The 20,317-nt window shown below is 46.6% G+C and carries 21 protein-coding genes; 5 read left to right on the top strand and 16 right to left on the bottom strand.

Annotated elements, in window-relative coordinates:
• Window positions 1–14: 14 nt before the first annotated feature.
• Both GCU39_RS11870 and GCU39_RS11875 read right to left on the bottom strand, forming a co-directional pair.
• Window positions 15–977: a polysaccharide deacetylase family protein gene (locus tag GCU39_RS11870; protein ID WP_227793554.1), complete on the bottom strand. Its 963-nt coding sequence runs from the start codon at window positions 975–977 to the stop codon at window positions 15–17.
• Between the two features lie 138 nt (window positions 978–1,115).
• On the bottom strand, window positions 1,116–1,844 hold the full coding sequence (locus GCU39_RS11875) for a phosphonate ABC transporter ATP-binding protein (protein WP_152393699.1): 729 nt from the start codon (window positions 1,842–1,844) through the stop codon (window positions 1,116–1,118).
• A gap of 126 nt (window positions 1,845–1,970) precedes the next feature.
• Here GCU39_RS11875 and GCU39_RS11880 point away from each other — a divergent pair, with 126 nt between their 5' ends.
• Together GCU39_RS11880 and GCU39_RS11885 are read left to right on the top strand one after the other, a co-directional pair.
• Window positions 1,971–2,885, top strand: a complete 915-nt coding sequence (locus GCU39_RS11880; RefSeq protein WP_152393700.1) for an ArsR/SmtB family transcription factor — start codon at window positions 1,971–1,973, stop codon at window positions 2,883–2,885.
• Between the two features lie 52 nt (window positions 2,886–2,937).
• Window positions 2,938–3,684: an HAD family hydrolase gene (locus GCU39_RS11885; RefSeq protein ID WP_152393701.1), complete on the top strand. Its 747-nt coding sequence runs from the start codon at window positions 2,938–2,940 to the stop codon at window positions 3,682–3,684.
• Window positions 3,685–3,716: 32 nt separating this feature from the next.
• Here GCU39_RS11885 and GCU39_RS11890 read toward each other — a convergent pair whose 3' ends face one another.
• The 10 genes from GCU39_RS11890 to pdhA form a co-directional block, all read right to left on the bottom strand.
• Window positions 3,717–4,232, bottom strand: coding sequence for a DUF1648 domain-containing protein (locus tag GCU39_RS11890; protein ID WP_152393702.1), 516 nt, complete (start codon window positions 4,230–4,232; stop codon window positions 3,717–3,719).
• A gap of 13 nt (window positions 4,233–4,245) precedes the next feature.
• On the bottom strand, window positions 4,246–6,516 hold the full coding sequence (locus tag GCU39_RS11895; protein ID WP_152393703.1) for a type IA DNA topoisomerase: 2,271 nt from the start codon (window positions 6,514–6,516) through the stop codon (window positions 4,246–4,248).
• 133 nt (window positions 6,517–6,649) lie between these two features.
• Window positions 6,650–8,137 carry a glutamate synthase subunit beta gene (locus GCU39_RS11900; protein ID WP_152393704.1) on the bottom strand — a complete coding sequence of 496 codons (1,488 nt, stop codon included), beginning with the start codon at window positions 8,135–8,137 and terminating at the stop codon, window positions 6,650–6,652.
• Between the two features lie 117 nt (window positions 8,138–8,254).
• Window positions 8,255–8,746: a dihydrofolate reductase gene (locus tag GCU39_RS11905; RefSeq protein WP_152393705.1), complete on the bottom strand. Its 492-nt coding sequence runs from the start codon at window positions 8,744–8,746 to the stop codon at window positions 8,255–8,257.
• Between the two features lie 13 nt (window positions 8,747–8,759).
• On the bottom strand, window positions 8,760–9,554 hold the full coding sequence (gene thyA / locus GCU39_RS11910) for a thymidylate synthase (RefSeq protein WP_152393706.1): 795 nt from the start codon (window positions 9,552–9,554) through the stop codon (window positions 8,760–8,762).
• Between the two features lie 102 nt (window positions 9,555–9,656).
• A complete protein-coding gene (locus tag GCU39_RS11915; RefSeq protein WP_152393707.1) occupies window positions 9,657–10,130 on the bottom strand; it encodes an acyl-CoA thioesterase in 474 nt (157 codons plus the stop codon).
• 102 nt (window positions 10,131–10,232) lie between these two features.
• On the bottom strand, window positions 10,233–11,648 hold the full coding sequence (lpdA, locus tag GCU39_RS11920; protein ID WP_152393708.1) for a dihydrolipoyl dehydrogenase: 1,416 nt from the start codon (window positions 11,646–11,648) through the stop codon (window positions 10,233–10,235).
• Window positions 11,649–11,651: 3 nt separating this feature from the next.
• Window positions 11,652–12,932: a dihydrolipoamide acetyltransferase family protein gene (locus GCU39_RS11925; RefSeq protein WP_152393709.1), complete on the bottom strand. Its 1,281-nt coding sequence runs from the start codon at window positions 12,930–12,932 to the stop codon at window positions 11,652–11,654.
• Between the two features lie 33 nt (window positions 12,933–12,965).
• Complete coding sequence (locus tag GCU39_RS11930; protein ID WP_152393710.1) at window positions 12,966–13,943, bottom strand: alpha-ketoacid dehydrogenase subunit beta; 978 nt, start codon at window positions 13,941–13,943, stop codon at window positions 12,966–12,968.
• 90 nt (window positions 13,944–14,033) lie between these two features.
• On the bottom strand, window positions 14,034–15,101 hold the full coding sequence (gene pdhA / locus GCU39_RS11935; RefSeq protein ID WP_152397215.1) for a pyruvate dehydrogenase (acetyl-transferring) E1 component subunit alpha: 1,068 nt from the start codon (window positions 15,099–15,101) through the stop codon (window positions 14,034–14,036).
• A 249-nt stretch (window positions 15,102–15,350) separates the two neighbouring features.
• Between pdhA and GCU39_RS11940 the strand changes: the two genes are divergently transcribed.
• Entirely contained in the window at window positions 15,351–16,079 is a 729-nt protein-coding gene (locus GCU39_RS11940) for an alpha/beta hydrolase (protein WP_152393711.1), read from the top strand.
• Window positions 16,080–16,171: 92 nt separating this feature from the next.
• Here the strand turns inward: GCU39_RS11940 and GCU39_RS11945 are convergent, their stop codons facing one another.
• Window positions 16,172–16,648 (bottom strand): low molecular weight protein-tyrosine-phosphatase, encoded by a 477-nt coding sequence (locus GCU39_RS11945; protein WP_152393712.1) that lies wholly within the window; start codon window positions 16,646–16,648, stop codon window positions 16,172–16,174.
• Between the two features lie 21 nt (window positions 16,649–16,669).
• The gene (locus GCU39_RS11950) at window positions 16,670–17,308 is read right to left on the bottom strand and encodes a trimeric intracellular cation channel family protein (protein ID WP_152393713.1); all 639 of its coding nucleotides are present in this window, start codon (window positions 17,306–17,308) and stop codon (window positions 16,670–16,672) included.
• 141 nt (window positions 17,309–17,449) lie between these two features.
• On the opposite strand from GCU39_RS11950, the gene GCU39_RS11955 reads away from it, so the two are divergent.
• Entirely contained in the window at window positions 17,450–18,139 is a 690-nt protein-coding gene (locus tag GCU39_RS11955) for a thiamine diphosphokinase (protein ID WP_321575636.1), read from the top strand.
• Between the two features lie 69 nt (window positions 18,140–18,208).
• Here GCU39_RS11955 and GCU39_RS11960 read toward each other — a convergent pair whose 3' ends face one another.
• Window positions 18,209–18,658 carry an MUN domain-containing protein gene (locus GCU39_RS11960; RefSeq protein ID WP_152393715.1) on the bottom strand — a complete coding sequence of 150 codons (450 nt, stop codon included), beginning with the start codon at window positions 18,656–18,658 and terminating at the stop codon, window positions 18,209–18,211.
• A gap of 359 nt (window positions 18,659–19,017) precedes the next feature.
• On the opposite strand from GCU39_RS11960, the gene GCU39_RS11965 reads away from it, so the two are divergent.
• Window positions 19,018–19,551, top strand: coding sequence for a C40 family peptidase (locus tag GCU39_RS11965; RefSeq protein WP_152393716.1), 534 nt, complete (start codon window positions 19,018–19,020; stop codon window positions 19,549–19,551).
• 46 nt (window positions 19,552–19,597) lie between these two features.
• Here the strand turns inward: GCU39_RS11965 and GCU39_RS11970 are convergent, their stop codons facing one another.
• Window positions 19,598–20,317 carry a response regulator transcription factor gene (locus GCU39_RS11970; RefSeq protein WP_152393717.1) on the bottom strand — a complete coding sequence of 240 codons (720 nt, stop codon included), beginning with the start codon at window positions 20,315–20,317 and terminating at the stop codon, window positions 19,598–19,600.

Genomic DNA, 20,317 nt, shown 5'->3' on the forward strand with positions numbered 1-20,317 from the left:
ATTTCACCTTGCCATTAGCCTTTACTGAATTGAATCGGTTTAAGCGTCTCATCTAATGTCTTGAACTGATATCCACGATCTTTGAGGAACTTCAACACTTGCGGCAAATGCTTAAGTGTCTCCTTCCGATCATGCATGAGAATGACCGGCGATATATTTTTCTTCTCGAGTCCGAGTACTTCTTTCTTCACGGTTTCGACATAACGCGCATCTTTATATTTCCAATCGAGACTATCAACATTCCAGTCCCAAAGCGTAAACCCAGCATCTTTTACAGCTTTCATATAGTCCTTCTTCATATAGGGAGCACTGCCATAAGGCGTGCGGATTAGCCATGTATCTTCGCCAGTCAATTTCTTGATGGTCTTCTGTCCTGCAGCCATCTCGCTTACAACCGATGTTCTTGATGCATAGTACTTCTTCACCTGATGCGAGACGCCATGCATAGCCGGCATGTGGCCCTCTTGGACTAAACGCTTCACAGCATCCGGGTACCTGCGCATATTCGGTTCTAGCATGAAAAAGGTTGCTTCGACATTGTACTCTTCGAGGACGTCGAGTAATCCCATCGTATATGGGCTCGCTCCATCATCAAATGTAATATAAGCAATTTTGCCAACAAGCGGTTTCGTTGCTTTTTCTTTATCAGAATGCTTCGCATCCGGAAGCTTCGGCTTCTCTGATTCTTGCTTCTGATCTGGTTTGTTCGTCTGCTTCTTCTTGTCCTCCGTAGAACGTGGTGGTTGTTTCTTCGTCTCATCTTTCTTCTCGTTGTCCTTCTGCGTTGTTGAAGGCTCTGAAGGCTCCTTGGCCTCGCCAGGCGTATACGTCGAGGTGGTAACGCTCGGTGACGGCGCCTCCGTTAAGTTGCTTTTCACTTGAACCTTTGATGAATCTCCCAAAACAGTCATTTGAAAAATAACATAGGCACACGCGATCAGCATGATTACTAGCGCTAGCTTCGTCTTGTTTTTCATATTGATCTCATCCTATTCTATGTAATCTAATCTATCATTACACCTCTCAAATTATAGAGTAGCACAGCAAAAAAAGAGTGACAAAGACATTACAATACTCGTCATTTCGATCACTCTTTCGACATCACTTGGCATCGTTTAATTAAATATTTTATTCTTCTCCGCCTGCATCAGTCGGCGTCCCTTCACATCGACAACGATCTTCCCTTCGGATAACCCGATTAACCGGCTCGCGTACCGTTCTGCCAGTTCAACCTGCTGAATGACCGCAATCACCGTGATTCGTTGCTCTTTGCATAGCTTCTGGAACTCTTGCATCACCGAATCGACGGATTTGGGGTCGAGTCCAAGCACGGGTTCGTCCGCTAGAATGACTTTCGCTCCATGCACGAGCGCTCGGGCTAGAGCAACGCGCTGCCGTTCGCCGCCACTTAACTGTTCTACCTTCAGCTTCGCCTTATCTAGCAGTCCGACTTGCTCAATCATATCCATCGCGCCCATATAATCATCGGAACGCACCATACCTGTCGCCATGCGCCATAATGGCGTTTGATGAACTTGACCAATCAGGACGTTCTTCAGCGCCGTCTTCTTCGGATGAAGCATCGGGCTCTGCTCGATATAGGCACATTCACGTCGAACTTTGCGCGTACCGGCGAATTTGTTCGCGAAAATATCCATATCGTCGACGATATACTTCCCCGAAGTCCATTTTTCGCGTAGCGCCAGACATTTCAAGAACGTGGATTTACCACTGCCGCTTGGACCTATGATCGCAATAAATTCTCCTTCTTCTACTTCAAGGCTAATATGATCAAGGATTGTCGATTCAGGTATTTTTTTCAACAATTTTTCAACTTTCATCATCACGTTATTCTCCTTCTGTAGAACTATCGTTATACTGAACATAATAGTGGACAATTCGCTGTAAAACAAGCCATAATAACAAGAGCAGTTCTATGAACTGTGACTTGTATGGGAGGAATTTGAATCATGAGTTATCAGATCAAAGTCTATCATTCTTCAATGTACGAACTACTGTGCAGCTTCTTAATATATACGACGCGGAAGTGGACTGATGATTTAGATTGGGGCAAGGAATGGATTGATGACGTATCCCACAAGCTCGATCCGACAATCGTTGCACAAATCGACACCTATCGTTCGTCTGAAATGATAGACTACGATATTCTCTATTTGTGGACGATTCAGCGTGAGCCGGAAACAGATGTCCCTTCGTGCATTGCCTATCTTGAGACTTGTCCGCTGGACGAGCTGTATGCGCAGACCACACCTTATGTTGACGATGTGACCATTGAAGAAGTTGCGCGTATTCGCGATTCCTATACACCATTGATCAAAGCATGGTACGAGCAATATTTTGCTAAGATTGAGCATACTATAATACCGCTTCTTGAAGAAGATGCGAAGGAGAAGCAGCAGCTCATCTCCAAGATGGATCCGATCGACCTTGTCGAATATGCGACGAATGGTGTCGTCGTTGAGCCGCTTGATCACTTACATACGATTGTCCTCATGCCGATGATTCATAGCCGTCCCGTGAACTATTATGTCAAGTTAAATGGGATGCTCTTGATTCAATACGCGATCGACTTGCCGGAGACCGATGAACTTCAAGTGCCCATTGGACTAGCTCGCTTCACACGTGCGCTGTCCGATCCGAAGCGATTGTTGATCTTGCGCTACCTCGCTCAAGAATTGCGTACAACATCCGAAATCGCCGAGATCATGCAAATGACCCCCGAAGCAGTCGGTTCGCATATTCGCATTTTACGCGTCGCAGGATTACTGCGCACACATTTGAATGATGAGAAGGAGAAATACAGTATTCGTGCAGACGGCATTGCAGAAATGCAGCTCTTCTTAGAGTCGTACTTACGTCTCTAGGCCCTGCACATCTCCTACGCAACAACTGCTCTCAGAAAGGAGTGAAATCACGATGACACAGCAAACAACACAGCAGAATATTATCTTCGATCTCGACGATACGCTTATATACTGCAACAAATACTTTTACCTGATTATCGAACAATTCCTAGATCTTATGGAGACGTGGTTTCACACCTACGATATCAAGACGGAACAGATTAAGAAGAAACAGATCGATATTGATCTTGAACGCGTGAACCGTGATGGATTTGTGAGCGAGCATTTCCCTGAGTCATTCGTCGATACGTACCGTTACTTCAGCGTTCTACACGGGAGACCTGTTCATCCAAGAGAAGAAGAACAGCTGATGCGGCTCGGACGAAGCGTATACGAACAACCTGTGGAGCCTTACCCTGGGATGTTCGAGACGTTATCGCATCTTCGGGAAGAAGGCCATACCCTCTCCCTTTATACCGGCGGTGAGATTCTCATTCAACAACGCAAAATCGATGAGATGAAACTCCAGGATTTCTTCCATGATCGAATCTTCATTCGTCAGCATAAGAACCGTGATGCATTGGAATCGATACTATCCGAAGGTCAATTCGATCGCCAGAACACGTGGATGATTGGGAATTCACTGCGGACGGACGTCGCTCCTGCGCTTGAAGCAGGGCTTAGCGTCATCTACCTGAAGCAGCAGAATGAATGGAAGTACAATATGGCGGATTACACGCTTGGCCCAGAATCTACGTTGTACACCGTCACGTCTTTGAATGAAATCCCACAGGTGCTGGATCAGCATTTTCAATCTTAAAGGCACACCAAAAAGCCTCTATCGTAATTACGTTACGCTAGAGGCTTTTTGGTATTACGCAACATCTGGAAAAAATACCAACCGATCGTTCCAAGCAACACAGCAATAAAGACAGGCAGCAGCCAAATGCTGATGCCACGGTATTCACCCACCGCCGTCTGCAGCATGCTCCATTCGATATAACTCAGCACAAGAATCATCTCAACTTTTATCCAGCTGACAAGCAGCCGGGATAAGGTATACTTCTCTTGCGCATTCTCCTCGGTAATGACGATCGGATAATTAAATCGGTGTGGATACCGGCTCACGATCGAAAAACCAACGTACAGCAGAAGGCTGATTCCCGGCAAGAGCAGTAAGATGGTCCTGCTGCCCCATCCATCCGCGTTCCCTTCGGTATTGAAATGGATCGGGACTTGCCCGGGCAGACTGTTCCACAATAATCCGATATATAGAATGATGACACAGAGAACCGCAATGGAAATGGTATCATGCCATATTTCAGAATAGGTTTTGGGAATGGAAATACGAATTCGCTGTGAAGCCATGGAACTTCACTCCTTATGTTCGTTCTATCTTTAGTTCCCCTGTCTCGGGGTTCACAAGAATCATACGAGCCTTAAATGTCGTACCATCGTCCTCCTTGAAGGACAACGGCTGGGTCGTGCCTTTGGTGAGTAGAGCGCGAATCATCGTGTCTGTCATTGTCTTGCCTAAGCTTGACTTCCAGATCACGAATTTACAGCCTTCCTTAAAGTGATTGCAGCCATAGCCTTTACGCCCCATAATAATGGAGCCGCCACAACCTTCTCGCGGACAAGGACCTATCGGCTCAAGAGTCAATGCCCCTGCGGCATTCGAATCCTTGGCTTCGGATGCCGAAGCGCTTGATGCACCGCCCGATGACTTACGTTCCGTCTTACGGGGGGATTTCCCCTTCGCCTGCTTGGACGGCTCATTCGGGTCACCGAATGCCTCCTTTGAGACCGGTCGCTGCATCCGAACCTTATCAATAATGAACGTCGTAAACTTCTTCACGTTCTCCATAAAGCGTTCGTTCGATGCTTCCCCTTTGGAGATTTGGTTCAACCGTCGTTCCCATTGACCTGTCATGTCCGGCGAAGTTAATAGATCAACGCCAGCATGACGTATAAGCTCGATCGCCATTCTGCCTTTCTGCGTCACGGTAATCCGCTTGCCCTGCATCACGATGTAACCAACATGCTTCAGTCGTTCAATCGTTGCCGCTCTTGTCGCAGGTGTGCCTAGACCCGCATCTTTCATTGCATCCCGCAGCTCTTCATTCTCGATCTGCTTCCCGGCGCTCTCCATCGCTTTCAGCAGTGTTCCCTCGGTATAAGCTTTAGGCGGCTGCGTGTTCTTCTCTTTGATCGTCGCCTCAACGCAATTCGTCTCCGCATTCGGGTCAACCTGGAAGGGCTCTGTCGTTAATTCTTCCGGCTCTTCCTCTTCCCCATCCTTACCTGCCGAACCTTTGCCTTTTGATTTGCTGCCTGATTTGCCTTTAGGCTCATCTGACACGACCGCTTTCCAGCCAATGAAGAGCAGCTCCTTCACGTTCGTCTTGAACGTCTCCCCTTCAACCTCTGTCAGCAGCGTATGCTGCTTATATTCCGCAGGCGGGTAGAACTGCGTGAGAAAGCGGCGTACGACCAGATCGTAAATTTTCTGTTCATCAGGTGCGAGCGTTCCTGGCCGCTTCAGTGTTGGAAGAATGGCATGGTGGTCTTCGACTTTACTTGGATTACAGACCGATTTATTATTCACATGCACAAGCGACGGCTTCGCCCCTTCTGCATATTCCTTATACGACGTCGATTTGAGCATATGTAACGTCTTATGCATCGGCTCGATGTTCTGCTCTGTGACATAGTTCGAGTTCGTCCTTGGGTAAGAAATGACCTTGTGTTTCTCATACAACGCTTGCGCTAAGTCCAAGGTCTTCTTCGCTGAGAAGCCGAATTTCGCGTTCGCGTCCCGCTGCAGCAATGTCAAATCATACAGCTTATAAGGATATTCTTTCGTTTCTTTCACATCATAGCTCGTCACGGTCGCAGGCTTGTCCTTCACCTTCGCTGCTAACGCATCAGCGACCTCCTTCGAGGTCATTCGTTCGCCTTGCCATGTCCCTTGATAGGTCGATTCCGGCTGAGCGAAATCGGCGATACAGTCATAGAAGGTAAGCGAATCAAAAGCTTCAATCTCTTTCTGCCGGTCATAGATCAGCGCAAGCACCGGGGTCTGAACACGTCCAACAGACAGCAAGTTACGATGCTTGGTCGTAAACGCACGGGATGCATTCATCCCAATCAGCCAGTCCGCTTCACTCCGTGATCTTGCAGCGAGCGTCAGATTCTCGAAATCTGCCCCCGCCCGAAGAGACGCAAAACCATCGCGAATCGTCTCCGCCGTCAAATCCGAAATCCAGAGCCGTTCCACCGGCTGGTGAAGCTTCAAATACTGCTGGATGAGTGCAAAAATATACTGTCCTTCACGCCCCGCATCGCATGCGTTAACCAGATGATTACATCGTTTGGCAAGCTCGCCGATAACCTTCAACTGATCTTTCGTCTTGGCATTTGCGATAATCTTGAAGTGATCCGGAATAATCGGCAAATCGGCGAAATTCCATTTCTTATATTTATCATCATACAAATCAGGCTCTGCAAGTCCTACCAGATGCCCGATCGCCCACGTAATAATATATCGCTCCCCTTCAATATACGTTCGATTATTCTTGCCTTTCGGCTCCATGACAGCGGCAATGGTTCGCCCCATATCCGGCTTCTCGGCAATGACTAACGTCTTCACGGTTTAGCGCCTCCCCTTTCAATCCGCCTTGCACTTGCATCGCCATATGTATGCCGCAAGGTCAATAACGGACAAAAAGAGCCGCGCCCTGCGCAGCTCTATACTTACGTACATATTCTAATTATGACTGAATTTACGGCAAAAGGGAAGAGCCCATCAAGAATTTGTCGACTTCACGCGCAGCTTCGCGCCCTTCGTTAATCGCCCAGACGACCAAACTCTGACCGCGGCGCATATCGCCGGCAGCGAATACTTTCGCCGTGCTCGTCTGATATTTACCATATTCCGCTTTGACGTTGGAACGGCGGTCTTGCTCTAATTGCAGCTGGTCGATGATCGTCGACTCCGGTCCGTCGAACCCGATCGCAATGAGCACAAGCGACGCCGGGAAGACACGCTCTGTGCCTGGAATCGGTTGATAGATTTTACGCCCCGTCTCATCAACGATCCGCTCGATTTGTACGGTGTGAAGTTCCTTTACGTTACCGTCTTCATCGCCGACGAACTTCGTCGTCATGATCGAGAATTCGCGAGGATCGTTCCCATACAACGCCTTTGCTTCCTCTTGCGCATAATCGAGCGTGTACACGTTCGGGAATTGCGGCCAAGGGTTTGCGATCGGATCGCGTGTGAGCGGTGCCTTCGCATGCGTACCGAATTGCGTTACGCTGCGGCAACCATGGCGTAGTGCCGTCGCAACACAGTCCGTCCCTGTATCGCCGCCACCGATCACGATAACGTCTTGGTCCTTAGCCGAAATGTAGTTGCCATCCTCCAGATTGGAGTCCAAGTAGCTCTTGATCGTTCCGTTCAAGTAATCCATCGCGTAATGAACGCCCTTCAGCTCGCGCCCCTCAATGTTGAATTCACGCGGTTTCGTCGCCCCGCCGCACAGTACGACGGCATCGAATTCATCAACTAGCTGCTGTGAAGAAATATTTTTGCCGATTTCCGTGTTGGTTACGAACTTGATGCCTTCCGCTTCCAAGATTTGAACACGGCGCTCGACAACCTTCTTGTCCAGCTTCATGGTTGGAATACCGTACGTTAAGAGCCCACCAATGCGATCCGCACGCTCGTACACCGTCACTTCGTGGCCTGCTTTGTTCAGTTGTGCTGCAGCTGCAAGTCCAGCAGGACCAGAACCGACAATTGCCACACGTTTCCCTGTACGCGTAAGCGGCGGCTGAGGCACGATCCAACCTTCGTCAAATCCGCGTTCGATAATGCTGTTCTCAATATTCTTGATCGTTACTGGGCTGCCGATGAGCCCTACCGTACAAGCCCCCTCACATGGTGCGGGGCACACGCGACCCGTAAACTCAGGAAAGTTATTCGTCTTATGCAAGCGATCTAGCGCATCTCTCCACTGATCACGATAAATCAAGCTATTCCACTCTGGTATCAAATTGTTCACCGGACAACCCGAAGTTCCGCTGCTAAGCTCCATGCCCGTATGACAATACGGCGTACCGCAATCCATACAACGCGCGCCTTGGCTGCGCAGCTCTTCGTCTGATAAGTGCAAATGAAATTCTTCCCAGTCTTTAATCCGTTCTACCGGATCCCGATCTGCCGGAAGCTGCCTTGTAATCTCCATAAATCCTGTCGGTGTTGACATGTTCGTTCCTCCATCCGAGCTTCTATCTCTACAATCCCAAAAGAATTTCTCATTATCGTATCATCCGGCGTTCGGTTCTTGAAATGGATTTTCAAGATAACAATTTGTACTATTTACCTATGATTTGGACAATCTCTCGTAGACCACGAATTCGTGCGGATAGAGATTTTTCTCATCCACAACGCCTTGCGTACGCTCGACAACCTTCCAATCTTCCATAGAGAATTCAGGAAAAAAAGCATCCCCTTCGAATGATGCCCCGATCTCTGTGATGTGAAGACGATCGGCAATCGGGAGCAGCTGCTTGTAGATTTCGGCGCCGCCGATGACCATGATCTCTTCGTGCGCCGCTAGGCGCTTCACCTCATCAAAGGTATGGATCACTTCGCATCCGGGCGCTTCAAAATCCTTGTTCCGCGTTAATATAACGTTTCGGCGATTGGGGAGCGGCTTGCCGATGGACTCGTACGTCTTGCGGCCCATGAGGACGGTCTTCCCCATCGTGACGCGTCTAAAATAAGCCATATCGGATGGCAGACGCCATGGCAGCTTGTTGTCCACCCCGATCACGCGATTCTGATCCATGGCCCATACAAATGATAATCCCATCGCGATGCGCCTCCTAGATCGCTACTGGCGCTTTGATTCCAGGATGGTGCTGATAACCCTCGAACTCAAAGTCGTCATACGTATAATCAAAGATAGACTCCGGCTTGCGTTTAATGATTAGCTTCGGCAACGGGAATGGCTCGCGGGACAATTGACGTTCTACTTGTTCGAAGTGGTTCGAATAGATGTGGACATCGCCGCCCGACCATACGAATTCGCCAACCTCTAAATCGCATTGCTGCGCAATCATATGCGTCAATAAAGCATAACTTGCAATATTAAACGGCAAGCCTAGGAATGTATCTACCGAACGCATCGTTAACATGCAAGATAACTTTCCGTTCGCCACGTAGAATTGGAACAATAAGTGGCATGGCGGCAGCTTCATTTTGTCGATTTCGCCTACGTTCCACGCGCTGACGAGGATACGTCGTGAATCAGGATTATGCTTAATCTGATGAATGACATTCGCAATTTGGTCAATCGTACGTCCATCTTTTGCTTCCCAATTGCGCCACTGCGAACCGTAGACAGGTCCCAAATTGCCATCTTCATCGGCCCATTCGTCCCAGATTGTAACGCCGTTTTCCTTCAAATATTGAATGTTGGTATCGCCTTTCAGGAACCACAACAGTTCATGCACAATCGATTTAAGATGAAGTTTTTTCGTTGTCATAAGCGGGAATCCTTGGGACAAATCGAAGCGAAGCTGACGGCCGAAAACGGAGATGGTTCCTGTGCCTGTACGGTCTTCTTTCTTCTCACCATGATCTAGAATATCTTGTAGTAAATCTAAATAGTTTCTCAAACGAAATAACACCTCTTTTTCCAAGCTTTCTTTAGTTTAGCATAGATCAACTACGCTGTTGATATAGATTTTCTCTCACCCGACATACAATTTCTGTTCATTCTACTTCGATTTATGTCTTCTAAGTTTGCGTTGGTCATAACGTTCTTGCGCCGATTCGTACAGTCTCTTCTCTTCCTCTGTCTCTGGAATAATCGGCGGAACAGGTGTAGATTTTCCGTTCTCATCCACAGCAACAAAGGTCATAAAGGACGTTACCGTTAATTTGCGTTCTCCTGTTAACAAGTTCTCAGCAGTCACCTTCACGTAAACTTCCATTGAGCTCTTATGTGTCCACGTGACGAATGCTTCCAGTTCAATCGCTTCCCCCACTCGGATCGGGGCTAGAAAATCAAGACTATCGCTTGATGCCGTAACCGCCGGTTTCCGTGCATGACGCATACTCGCAATGGCGCTAATCTTATCGATGTATTCCATGACAATGCCGCCGAACATAGTGCCATGCATGTTCGTATCCGATGGAAATACGAGTTGTGTCAGGATTGAACGTGATTCGCGGACATATTTTGGTTCCATGTATCTTTTTCCTCCAAACGATTTTGTTGAAAAAAAGAGGCTCGCGCTCAGAGCGACAAGCCTCTTCCTTATAATATGATAACCAATCTCGTTCTAACAATATTAACGAACGATAGCGTGGATTGGGTGGCCGAGTGCCACTTCTGCTGCTTCCATTACAAGCTCACCCAATGTTGGATGCGCATGGATTGTTAGAGCGATATCTTCAAGCGTCAATGCGTTCTCGATCGCAAGAGCGACTTCCGAGATCAAGTTCGAAGCTTCGATACCGACGATTTGCCCACCAAGAACAAGACCTGTCTCAGCATCCGCTACGATTTTAACGAAACCTTCTGCACCGTTCAAGGACAATGCACGGCCGTTACCCGCATACGCGAATTTACCCACTTTAACTTTGATGCCTTTTTCTTTTGCTTCTGTTTCGTTATACCCAACGCTGGAGCATTCTGGATCTGTGAAACATACCGCTGGGATACATTTGTAATCCACAACGCTAGGCATTCCTGCAATCGCTTCTGCTGCCACTTTACCTTCATAAGAAGCTTTGTGCGCAAGAGCTAGGCCAGGAACGATGTCCCCGATAGCGAAGATGTGAGGAACGCTTGTGCGACCTTGATGGTCAACTTCGATCAAGCCACGATCAGTCATTTTCACGCCGATCATGTCAAGGCCAAGCTCTCCGTCAGTATTTGGACGACGTCCTACTGTAACGAGCAAGTAGTCAGCTGTAACTTCTTGTTCTTTACCGTCTACTGTGAATTTCACAGTTACGTCTTTGTCAGTTTGTGTAGCGCTTTGTGCTTGTGCTTTCGTGAAGATTTCGAAACCGTGTTTCTTCATGTTCTTCGACACAAGTTGCGTCAAGTCTTTATCGAAGCCAGGCAATACCATGTCTGCACCCTCGATGATCGTTACTTTTGTACCGAATTTCGAGAACATTTGGCTAAGCTCAGCGCCGATGTAGCCACCGCCGATAACGATCAAGCTCTTAGGAATTTCAGGCAATTCCAACGCTTCTGTCGAAGACAAGATGCGGCCGCCGTAAGGGAACGGCTTAAGCTCGATTGGACGGGAACCTGTTGCGATAATACAGTTTTTGAATTTGTAACGTGGCGCTTCTTGATCATTGAACACGCGTACTTCGTTCTCGTTGATGAACATTGCTTCACCTTTGAACATTTGTACTTTGTTTCCTTTAAGAAGACCTGCTACGCCGCCAGTCAATTTGCTAACGACACCACGTTTGAATTCTTGCACTTTCGAGTAGTCCACTTTGACGTTCTCCATTGTGATACCCATGGAAGAAGCGTTTTGAACTGTTTCATATTGATGCGCTGCAGAGATCAACGCTTTGGAAGGAATACATCCGCGGTTCAAGCACACGCCGCCCCACTCGGATTTATCCACGATCAATACGCTTTGTCCAAGTTGTGCTGCACGAATCGCAGCGACATAACCACCAGGACCTGCACCGATTACGACTGTATCAATTTCTAATGAAGCATCTCCTACTACCATTGATTACACCTCCATAACTAATAGATCTGGGTTAGCGAGCAACATCTTGATGTAGTTCATGAAGTTTTGTGCTGTCGCGCCGTCGATTAGACGATGGTCGAAGCTTAGGGACAACGCCATCACTGGTGCAGCAACGATCTCTCCATTTTTAACAACGGCTTTCTCGGAAATACGTCCTGTACCAAGGATTGCAACTTCTGGGAAGTTGATGATCGGTGTGAAGAACATACCGCCAGCGGATCCGATGTTCGTGATTGTGATTGTGCTTCCTTTCAACTCGTTCGGGCCAAGTTTACCGTCACGACCGCGAGTTGCAAGGTCTTTGATGTCGCTAGCTACAGTCCAGATGTTACGACGATCTGCGTCTTTGATAACTGGCACGATCAAGCCGCTGTCTGTATCTGTTGCGATACCGATGTTGTAGTATTTTTTGTAGACAATTTCGTTGTTCGCTTCGTCGATCATTGCGTTCATCGCTGGGAATTGACGGCAAGCTGCAACGAGTGCTTTAACGATGAATGGCAAGTAAGTTACTTTAACGCCTTTCTTCTCAAAGACTGGTTTCATGCGTGTACGGAATGCAACCAATTCTGTAACGTCAACTTCGTCCATGATTGTAACGTGAGGAGCTGTGTAAGCCGATTTTACCATCGCATTGGAGATCGCTTTACGGATACCTTTGAATGGCACGCGCTCTTCTTCACCGTTCGCTGTTACTGCTACGTTAGCCGCTGCTGCCGCTGCAGTTTCAGTTGCTGCCGCCGCTGGCGTTGCTACTGCTACTGGCGCTCCACCGTTAGCAAATGCTTGAACATCTTCACGAGTAACTTTGCCGTTCTTACCTGTTCCGTTCACTGTCGCAATGTCAACGCCTTGCTCACGAGCGAACTTGCGAACGCTAGGTGTTGCAAGTACTTCTTTGTTCGGTGCTGCGACTGGCGCTGCTGCCGCTTGAGGAGCTGCCGCTGCTGCTGGTGCTTCAGCTGCTGCCGGAGCAGGTGCTGCTGCAGATTCAGCTGGAGCTGCTTGCTCAGGAATGTCGCCTTCTGCATCGATGATCGCTACCACTTGACCCATGTGGCATACTTGACCGTCTTTTGTAAGAACTTCAAGTACTTTACCGTTAACAGGGCTTGGTACTTCTACAATCGCTTTATCGTTCTGAACTTCCATGATGATATCTTCATCTGTGATGGTATCACCTGGTTTAATGTGCATTTTAATAATTTCGCCTTCGTGTAAGCCTTCGCCCAATTCTGGGAACAGATATTCAAATCTAGCCACGCGAGAACCCTCCCTTATCGTCTTCTACGTTAGTTAAAAGTTAAGTACTTTATTGACACCTGCGATAATACGCGCTGGGTTAGGAAGCCATTGATCTTCGATTTGTGCAAATGGGAATACTGTATCCGGACCAGAAACGCGGAGAACCGGAGCTTCCAAGTGCAAAATCGCTTTTTCGTTGATTTGTGCGATAACTTCAGCGGCAACACCGGAAGTTTTTTGTGCTTCTTGTACGACGATCGCACGGTTTGTTTTCTTGATCGAAGCTACGATTGTATCGATATCCAGCGGCATCAATGTGCGCAAGTCGATGATCTCAGCAGAAATACCGGATTTCTCAAGCTCTTCTGCAGCTTTCATCGCTGTACGAACCATTAAGCCGTAAGCAATAATTGTTACGTCTTTACCTTCACGAACCACGTTCGCTTTACCAAGCTCAACCGTGTATTCACCTTCAGGCACTTCATCACGGAATGCATGGTATAGGTTCAAGTGTTCCATGTAGAATACAGGGTCATTGTCACGGATTGCCGCGATCATCAGACCTTTTGCATCGTAAGGGTTCGAAGGAACAACCACTTTGATACCAGGCGTCTGAACAAGCAAGCCTTCCAATGAATCTGTGTGAAGCTCAGCTGCTTTAACGCCGCCACCGAATGGTGTACGGAATACGATCGGCGAGTTGTAACGGCCGCCAGAACGGAAACGCATGCGCGCTGCTTGAACGCAGATTTGATCGAGTGCTTCATAGATAAAACCAACGAACTGAATTTCTGCGACAGGACGGAAGCCTTGGATACCAAGACCAACAGCCATACCGCCGATTGCGGATTCAGCAAGTGGTGTATCGAATACACGCTCTTCACCGAACTCTTTTTGTAACCCTTCTGTTGTACGGAACACGCCGCCAACATGACCTACGTCCTCACCGAATACTAACACATTTGGGTCACGTTTTAACTCAACGCGAATCGCGTCGCGAATTGCTTCTTTCATATTCATCTGTGCCATTGCTTCGTTTCCTCCCTTAAACGTGTTCGCAGCAATTTGCTTCGAACTTGGTTGTCTTGCGCTCTATATGTCGAATCATTTCAATCGAGTTTATTGGAAATCAGCTTTTTGCTCTTCCAAGTGCTGTGGCGTTGTCTCGAACATGCTGTCGATCAAGCCGGAAACTGTCATTTTCTCTGTTTGCTCTGCGCGTTTGATTTCTTCGTTGACTTTCGCTTTTGCTTCTTCTTTTACGCGAGCTGTTTCTTCATCGTTCCAAAGACCTTTTTTCTCAAGGTATTTACCAAAGCGAACGAGAGGATCTTTGATTGCCCATTCAGCTTCTTCTTCTTTTGTACGATATTTTGTTGTATCATCCGCCATCGAATGCGGACGGAAACGGTAAGTCAATGCTTCGATCAATGTCGCGCCTTCGCCTTGACGAGCACGTTCTGCGGAGAGTTGAACCGCTTTGATAACAGCAAGAACGTCCATACCATCAACTTGCAAACCGTGAATACCAGCTGCAAGCGCTTTGTGTGCGATCGATTGTGCTGCAGTTTGCTTCGCAAATGGTGTTGTGATCGCATAACCGTTATTTTGCACGAAGAAAATAACAGGCAATTTGAATGCGCCCGCGTAGTTCAGACCTTCGTAGAAGTCGCCTTCGGACGAACCGCCATCACCTGTGTATGTGATTGCAACTTGTGCTTGTTTTTTCAATTTGAAGCCCATAGCAATACCCATCGCATGCAAGATTTGCGCACCGATGATGATTTGCGGCATTAATACGTTAACCCCAGCTGGGATTTGACCGCCGTGTTGATGACCGCGGGAGTATAAGAATGCTTGGTATAACGGAAGACCGTGCCATACGATTTGCGGCATATCACGGTATGCTGGTACAACGAAGTCTTCTTTTTGCAATGGGTATACGCTACCTACCATCGAAGCTTCTTGACCGGATACTGGAGCATAGAATCCAAGGCGTCCTTGACGACCAAGGTTAACTGCACGCTCGTCCCAAGTACGAGTAAATACCATACGGTACATAATTTCTTTTAACTGCTCATCTGTAAGAGAAGGCATCATTTCTTCGTTAATAATTTCGCCATCAGGAGAAAGTACAGATAATGCTTGAACATCTTCTGACTTTACTTCGAAAGAAAGCTTACTCATTTTCTTCACCTCAACAAAAAGTTTGAAAATCATTTTCCTCTGTTATAGAATTTATTATACACCTGTTATATGTAATTGGTCAAAAAATATCGCTAATAACGACATATTTTGTTGTTTTGTATGTATAACAGTTGAATAATTTTTATAGTACAGATTAATACAATCATGAATATTTTGTAAAAATCTTTACCCATACACCCCTATTATTTACAAATTAGTTGCATACTACTACGAAAAAGGTGATTCTACATGGCGGATGCCAAATATTTGAAAAGAACGATCGTCAAAGAAGAAATTGAAAGTACCTATCTAAATGAAAAAAGATCTCTTCGTGTTTACCTGCCTCCTGGTTATCAAGCCTGGATCAGCTATCCCGTCGTATACTGTCAAGACGGCGAAGATTTCTTCAACTTCGGAAGAGTAGCGACACTCGCGAATCAACTCATTCTCGACGAAGAGTTAGAACCCTTCATTATTGTAGGCGTAGAAGTGGATAAGAAAGTGCGGACTTCGGAATATTCTCCTGTCGGTGAACGGCATCAGCCTTATGTACAATTTTTCGCGCATGAATTAATCCCTTATATAGAAGGAAAATATCCGATCCGCGGAGATCTGGATGCCAGAATACTAGCAGGCGACTCCCTTGGCGGTAGTGTCTCCGTTCATATTGCGCTACAATACCCGAACTTATTCCAGAATGTGATTTCGTTATCAGGCGCTTATTATCCCGACTCGCAATCCATCATTGCAGCAGAATCAGATTTATCCTGGCTACGACTGTATATGATCGTCGGACTCCAAGAAGATGTCGTCGTGACAGATCACGGAACATTCGATTTCGTCACGTTCAACCGCGACACGAGGGAAATCTTCCTTGCAAGATCAGCGAGCGTCCACTATCTGGAACGGGATGGACAGCATGTATGGGGGTTCTGGCAGCAATATATACCGGATGCATTGAAGTACTTCTTGCAGTAAGGTAAACCAAGCATCACTTTGACTAATGTAGTCAAAATAAAAGCGACATGCCATGACGGATGTCGCTTTCTTCATTAAGAATAATTCTTCTATTATAATTCTTCTCGTTCGATCTGATCTAAAAGAGCTGCACAGCCTGCCTGCACGAGCCGATACACTTCTTCAAAGTTACCGGTGTAATACGGATCAGGAACGTTCTCTTCCTTCTCATCGGGCAATAAGTCCATGAATCGAATGACTTTGGCATGTTTATCGCTGCCTGGGATCGCAAGCACATCGCGTAGATTGTTCGAGTCCATGCAGACGATATAATCAAACGTATCAAAATCTTGTCCAGAGAACTGACGCGCGACCATGCCTTCATACGAAATCCGATTCGTGTCGAGAATGCGTCTCGTGCCTTCATGCGGCGGACGACCGATATGCCAGTCTCCGGTTCCCGATGAATCGATCTCGATCTTATCACTGCATCCGCGTTCTTTCACCATATGGCGAAAGACGGCTTCCGCCATGGGAGAACGACAGATATTCCCGAGGCACACAAACTCTACTTTTATTTGCTTACTCATCCTATCTCCTCCTCTTTAACATTAATTCAACTTCTGCAACGTACGCCGCGGCAACTTCCATTTATAATAAACGGAGAACATTCTTAGAATAATGACGATAAAGAATAAGGCTAACAACTCGACGGATGTCGTGAACCACCCAAGTCCAATGACCATTCCGGCGAGCATCGCCCAGACGGCATAAATTTCATCATGAAGAACAAGCGGCTTGCGACCTGCGAGCAGGTCTCGAATCATCCCGCCTCCCATGCCTGTAAGACATGCAGCGACCATAACGACGGTAACCGGATGATTCATATGCGCCGCATAGAGCGCACCTTGGATTGCGAATGCGGATAAGCCAATCGCATCAAAAAATGCTTCTATTCTTCGCCAGTGGCGAATCCACTTCAGAGGAAGGATGAACGCAACAGCGGCTGCGATGACGCCAATTTTCAAGAATAATCCTTGATTCCAGAGGGTCGCCACAGGGATACCAATCAATACATTCCGAATGACGCCTCCGCCAAATGCTGTGACGAGAGCCAGAATGAACACACCAAGAATATCATACTTCTCTTCCATAGCTACGACCGCACCGCTCATCGCAAAAGCAATCGTACCAATAATGCTGAATAGTTCAAACACTTCCAAATCCAACGTCAAGCATCCTCTCTCCATCGATGATGAAAATTCAATATTGCGCATTCCCTATTTTATATGCAATTTCGACAATTGCCAACAATAAAAATACGCCATTTCCGGTGCAAAAGATTGCGATAATCGAAGGAGATTGGTAAGCTATTCGCATGTACCTTAAGGGTGAATTGTCAGAATAATCGGAGGCACACGATCGATATGGTAGATCAACAATCCAGAATAATCATTTTCTCGGGCGGAGAGCTTACTACATCAGCTCTTACCGACATTGAACCAGAAGACTTCATCATCGGTGTAGATCGTGGAGCAGCATTCCTGATGGAACACCAAATCCACATGCATATTGCCGTTGGCGATTTCGATTCGGTGACGAAGGAAACGAAGGAGCAGATTGCATCCATCAGCGATCGTTTTATCGATTGCGACCCCATCTACAAAGATTTAACGGATACCGAAATGGCTCTAGAGCTTGCGCTTGAACATAACCCTAGCAGCATTGTTATTCATGGAGCACTCGGAACGCGCATAGACCATTCCCTCTCCAATATTCATCTCTTGCGAAGAACACTCGAGGCCGGAACACAATGTACGCTGGTCGACCCGCATAATGAAATTACGATCATGGACGCCAGTCGTCCCTATCACGTTAAGCGAACTTCATTTACATATGTATCTTTACTCCCGCTTTCTTTGCAAGTGACCGGTGTATCCTTAGAAGGATTCCGTTACCCGCTCCATCAAGCGACATTGACCATTGGCAAATCGCTATCGGTCAGCAATGAACTTACTGCTGACGTTGGGACAATTACGATCACAGATGGTTTGCTCCTCATTATGTCGACCAAAGATTAAACGAAAAAAGGTTGCTGAAGGATCCTTCGGCAACCTTTTTTTCATGTATTGGCAAGTTCTGAAAGAATACTACTCGGATAAGGTAGCTTGCGTCTTATGTATCGATACCTGACGCATATCTTTACGCTGTGAATCGATCATTTGATCAATGTGATCCGCAAAATTTTTCTTCATCTTGTCCAATGCTTCGCTATGCGCCTCAATCATTGTCTTCTTGAGCTGATCGCGCGAAACACCTTGGTCTTGCGCTATTTGAGCCAATGTCTTCCCTTCCTTCAACTTTTGCCGGAATGTCTTCTCATCCAGCTTGAGGAGCGTTAACAGCTTTTCGCTAACGGTCTTTTGCAAGCGATGCCCCCGTTTGAAATGCCCCTCATGCGGATGGGCGATTAACGCAGCCTGAACCTCAGCAGGTTCCTTACTAACAACTATCGATTGCCCCTCAGATGCATAAGCACTTGCTGGAACCACAAGAACGAGCATCGTGAGCACAGCAATTTGAATCCAATTTTTCTTCACGATTTGTCAGCCTCCTTCATTTCTTGTGTGCTTCATGCACACTAACATTATTCAGTGTCGACCAATGGAACGAAATTAATATAAGTACAAGCTTAAAAAAAGATAAAAATATAATGACAATTCTGTCATCAGTTTCAGTAAGCGAAACCCTGTTGTATCAAGGGAATGATACCGAATTGTAACCTTTAAATCGGTGTCAAGCATGAGAATATGACTAAATTTTCATTGTTTTTTAATAATTAGGCGGGAAGCCTTACCAGTCCTAGATTTGTACCACATGAGGTAAATAATAGGATATATATAAAATGCTATACTCCGATCATGCCAGACAACACCAACACGAGATGACGGAGGTCACAATGAAAAACACAACATTCATCAAAAAATTAATTGTCCTTGGACTAAGCGCCACCATCGGATTGGCTGGAACACTGACATTCCAATCGCCACATCAAGCCTATGCCGCCCAGACGGGAACAGCAAATGCATCCGCACTATCTGCGAGCACAAAGGCAACACGGATTATTAATCTGGGGGAAAAGTTCATGGGACGCAAATACCAATTTGGCGCTCCAACCACTTCGACTAGAACATTCGATTGCTCATCCTTTACCAAATACCTATACAAACAATATGGCGTGAACCTGCCTCGATCTTCGATTAAGCAATCCAAAGTCGGCAAAACGGTATCCAAATCGAACTTGAGAAAAGGCGACTTGGTCTTCTTCTCGACAACGAACCGCAATGGCAAAGGGAAAGTGAACCACGTTGCAATCTATGCAGGGAACGGTCGTCTCCTTCATACTTACGGCAAGCCGGGTGTAACATATTCGAATATGAATTCGGGGATATGGAAGAAGAGTTTTGTTGTTGCAAAACGTGTACTATCATAATAAAAAAATGGACAAGTCCTTAGGTAATCTAAAGGCTTGTCCTTCTCTATTCTTCACGTTCTAATGATTCTTGTTCTCCTTCTTGAAGGGAATATCCTATCCCGCGAATCGTCTGTATTAGCTTATTTTTACGTCCTTTATCTATTTTCTGACGTACATAACGGATGAAAACATCAATCACGTTCGTATCTGCCATAAACTCATAGCCCCAGACAGCATTCAGAATATTTTCACGTGAACAGACTTTATTCTTATTCTTCGCTAAATGAAGGAGCAGATCGAACTCTTTCGGTGTAAGGTCAATGATTTCTCCACCGCGAATCACTTTTCTGGCATCGGGCTCAATCTGTAAGTCATCGATGATGATGCTTGCCGCCTCAGCATCGTCCACACCCACATGGCGGAAAATATTCAGCAAATTACGCACACGGACAAGGAGAACATCCGAGTGGAATGGCTTCGTAATATAATCGTTCGCCCCAATCTCAAAACTCTCCACAACACTCTCCGTCCGATCGAGTGCAGTAATAATGATGACAGGCGTCTTCCTCCCCTGTTCCCTATACGCTTGAAGGACTTCAAGGCCGCTTAGACCTGGTAAGCTCAGATCTAGCAGGATCAAGTTCCAGCTCCCTTGTAAAGCCGTCGTTAATCCTTGCTCTCCATCACTAGCGATTTCCGGTTCGTACCCATTCGTCGTTAATAATTCTTGTATCCGTGCCGAAATATCATGATCATCTTCTATAATTAATATCCGCTCTGACAC

The organism is Paenibacillus guangzhouensis (assembly GCF_009363075.1).
In the GTDB taxonomy this organism is placed as follows: domain Bacteria; phylum Bacillota; class Bacilli; order Paenibacillales; family Paenibacillaceae; genus Paenibacillus_K; species Paenibacillus_K guangzhouensis.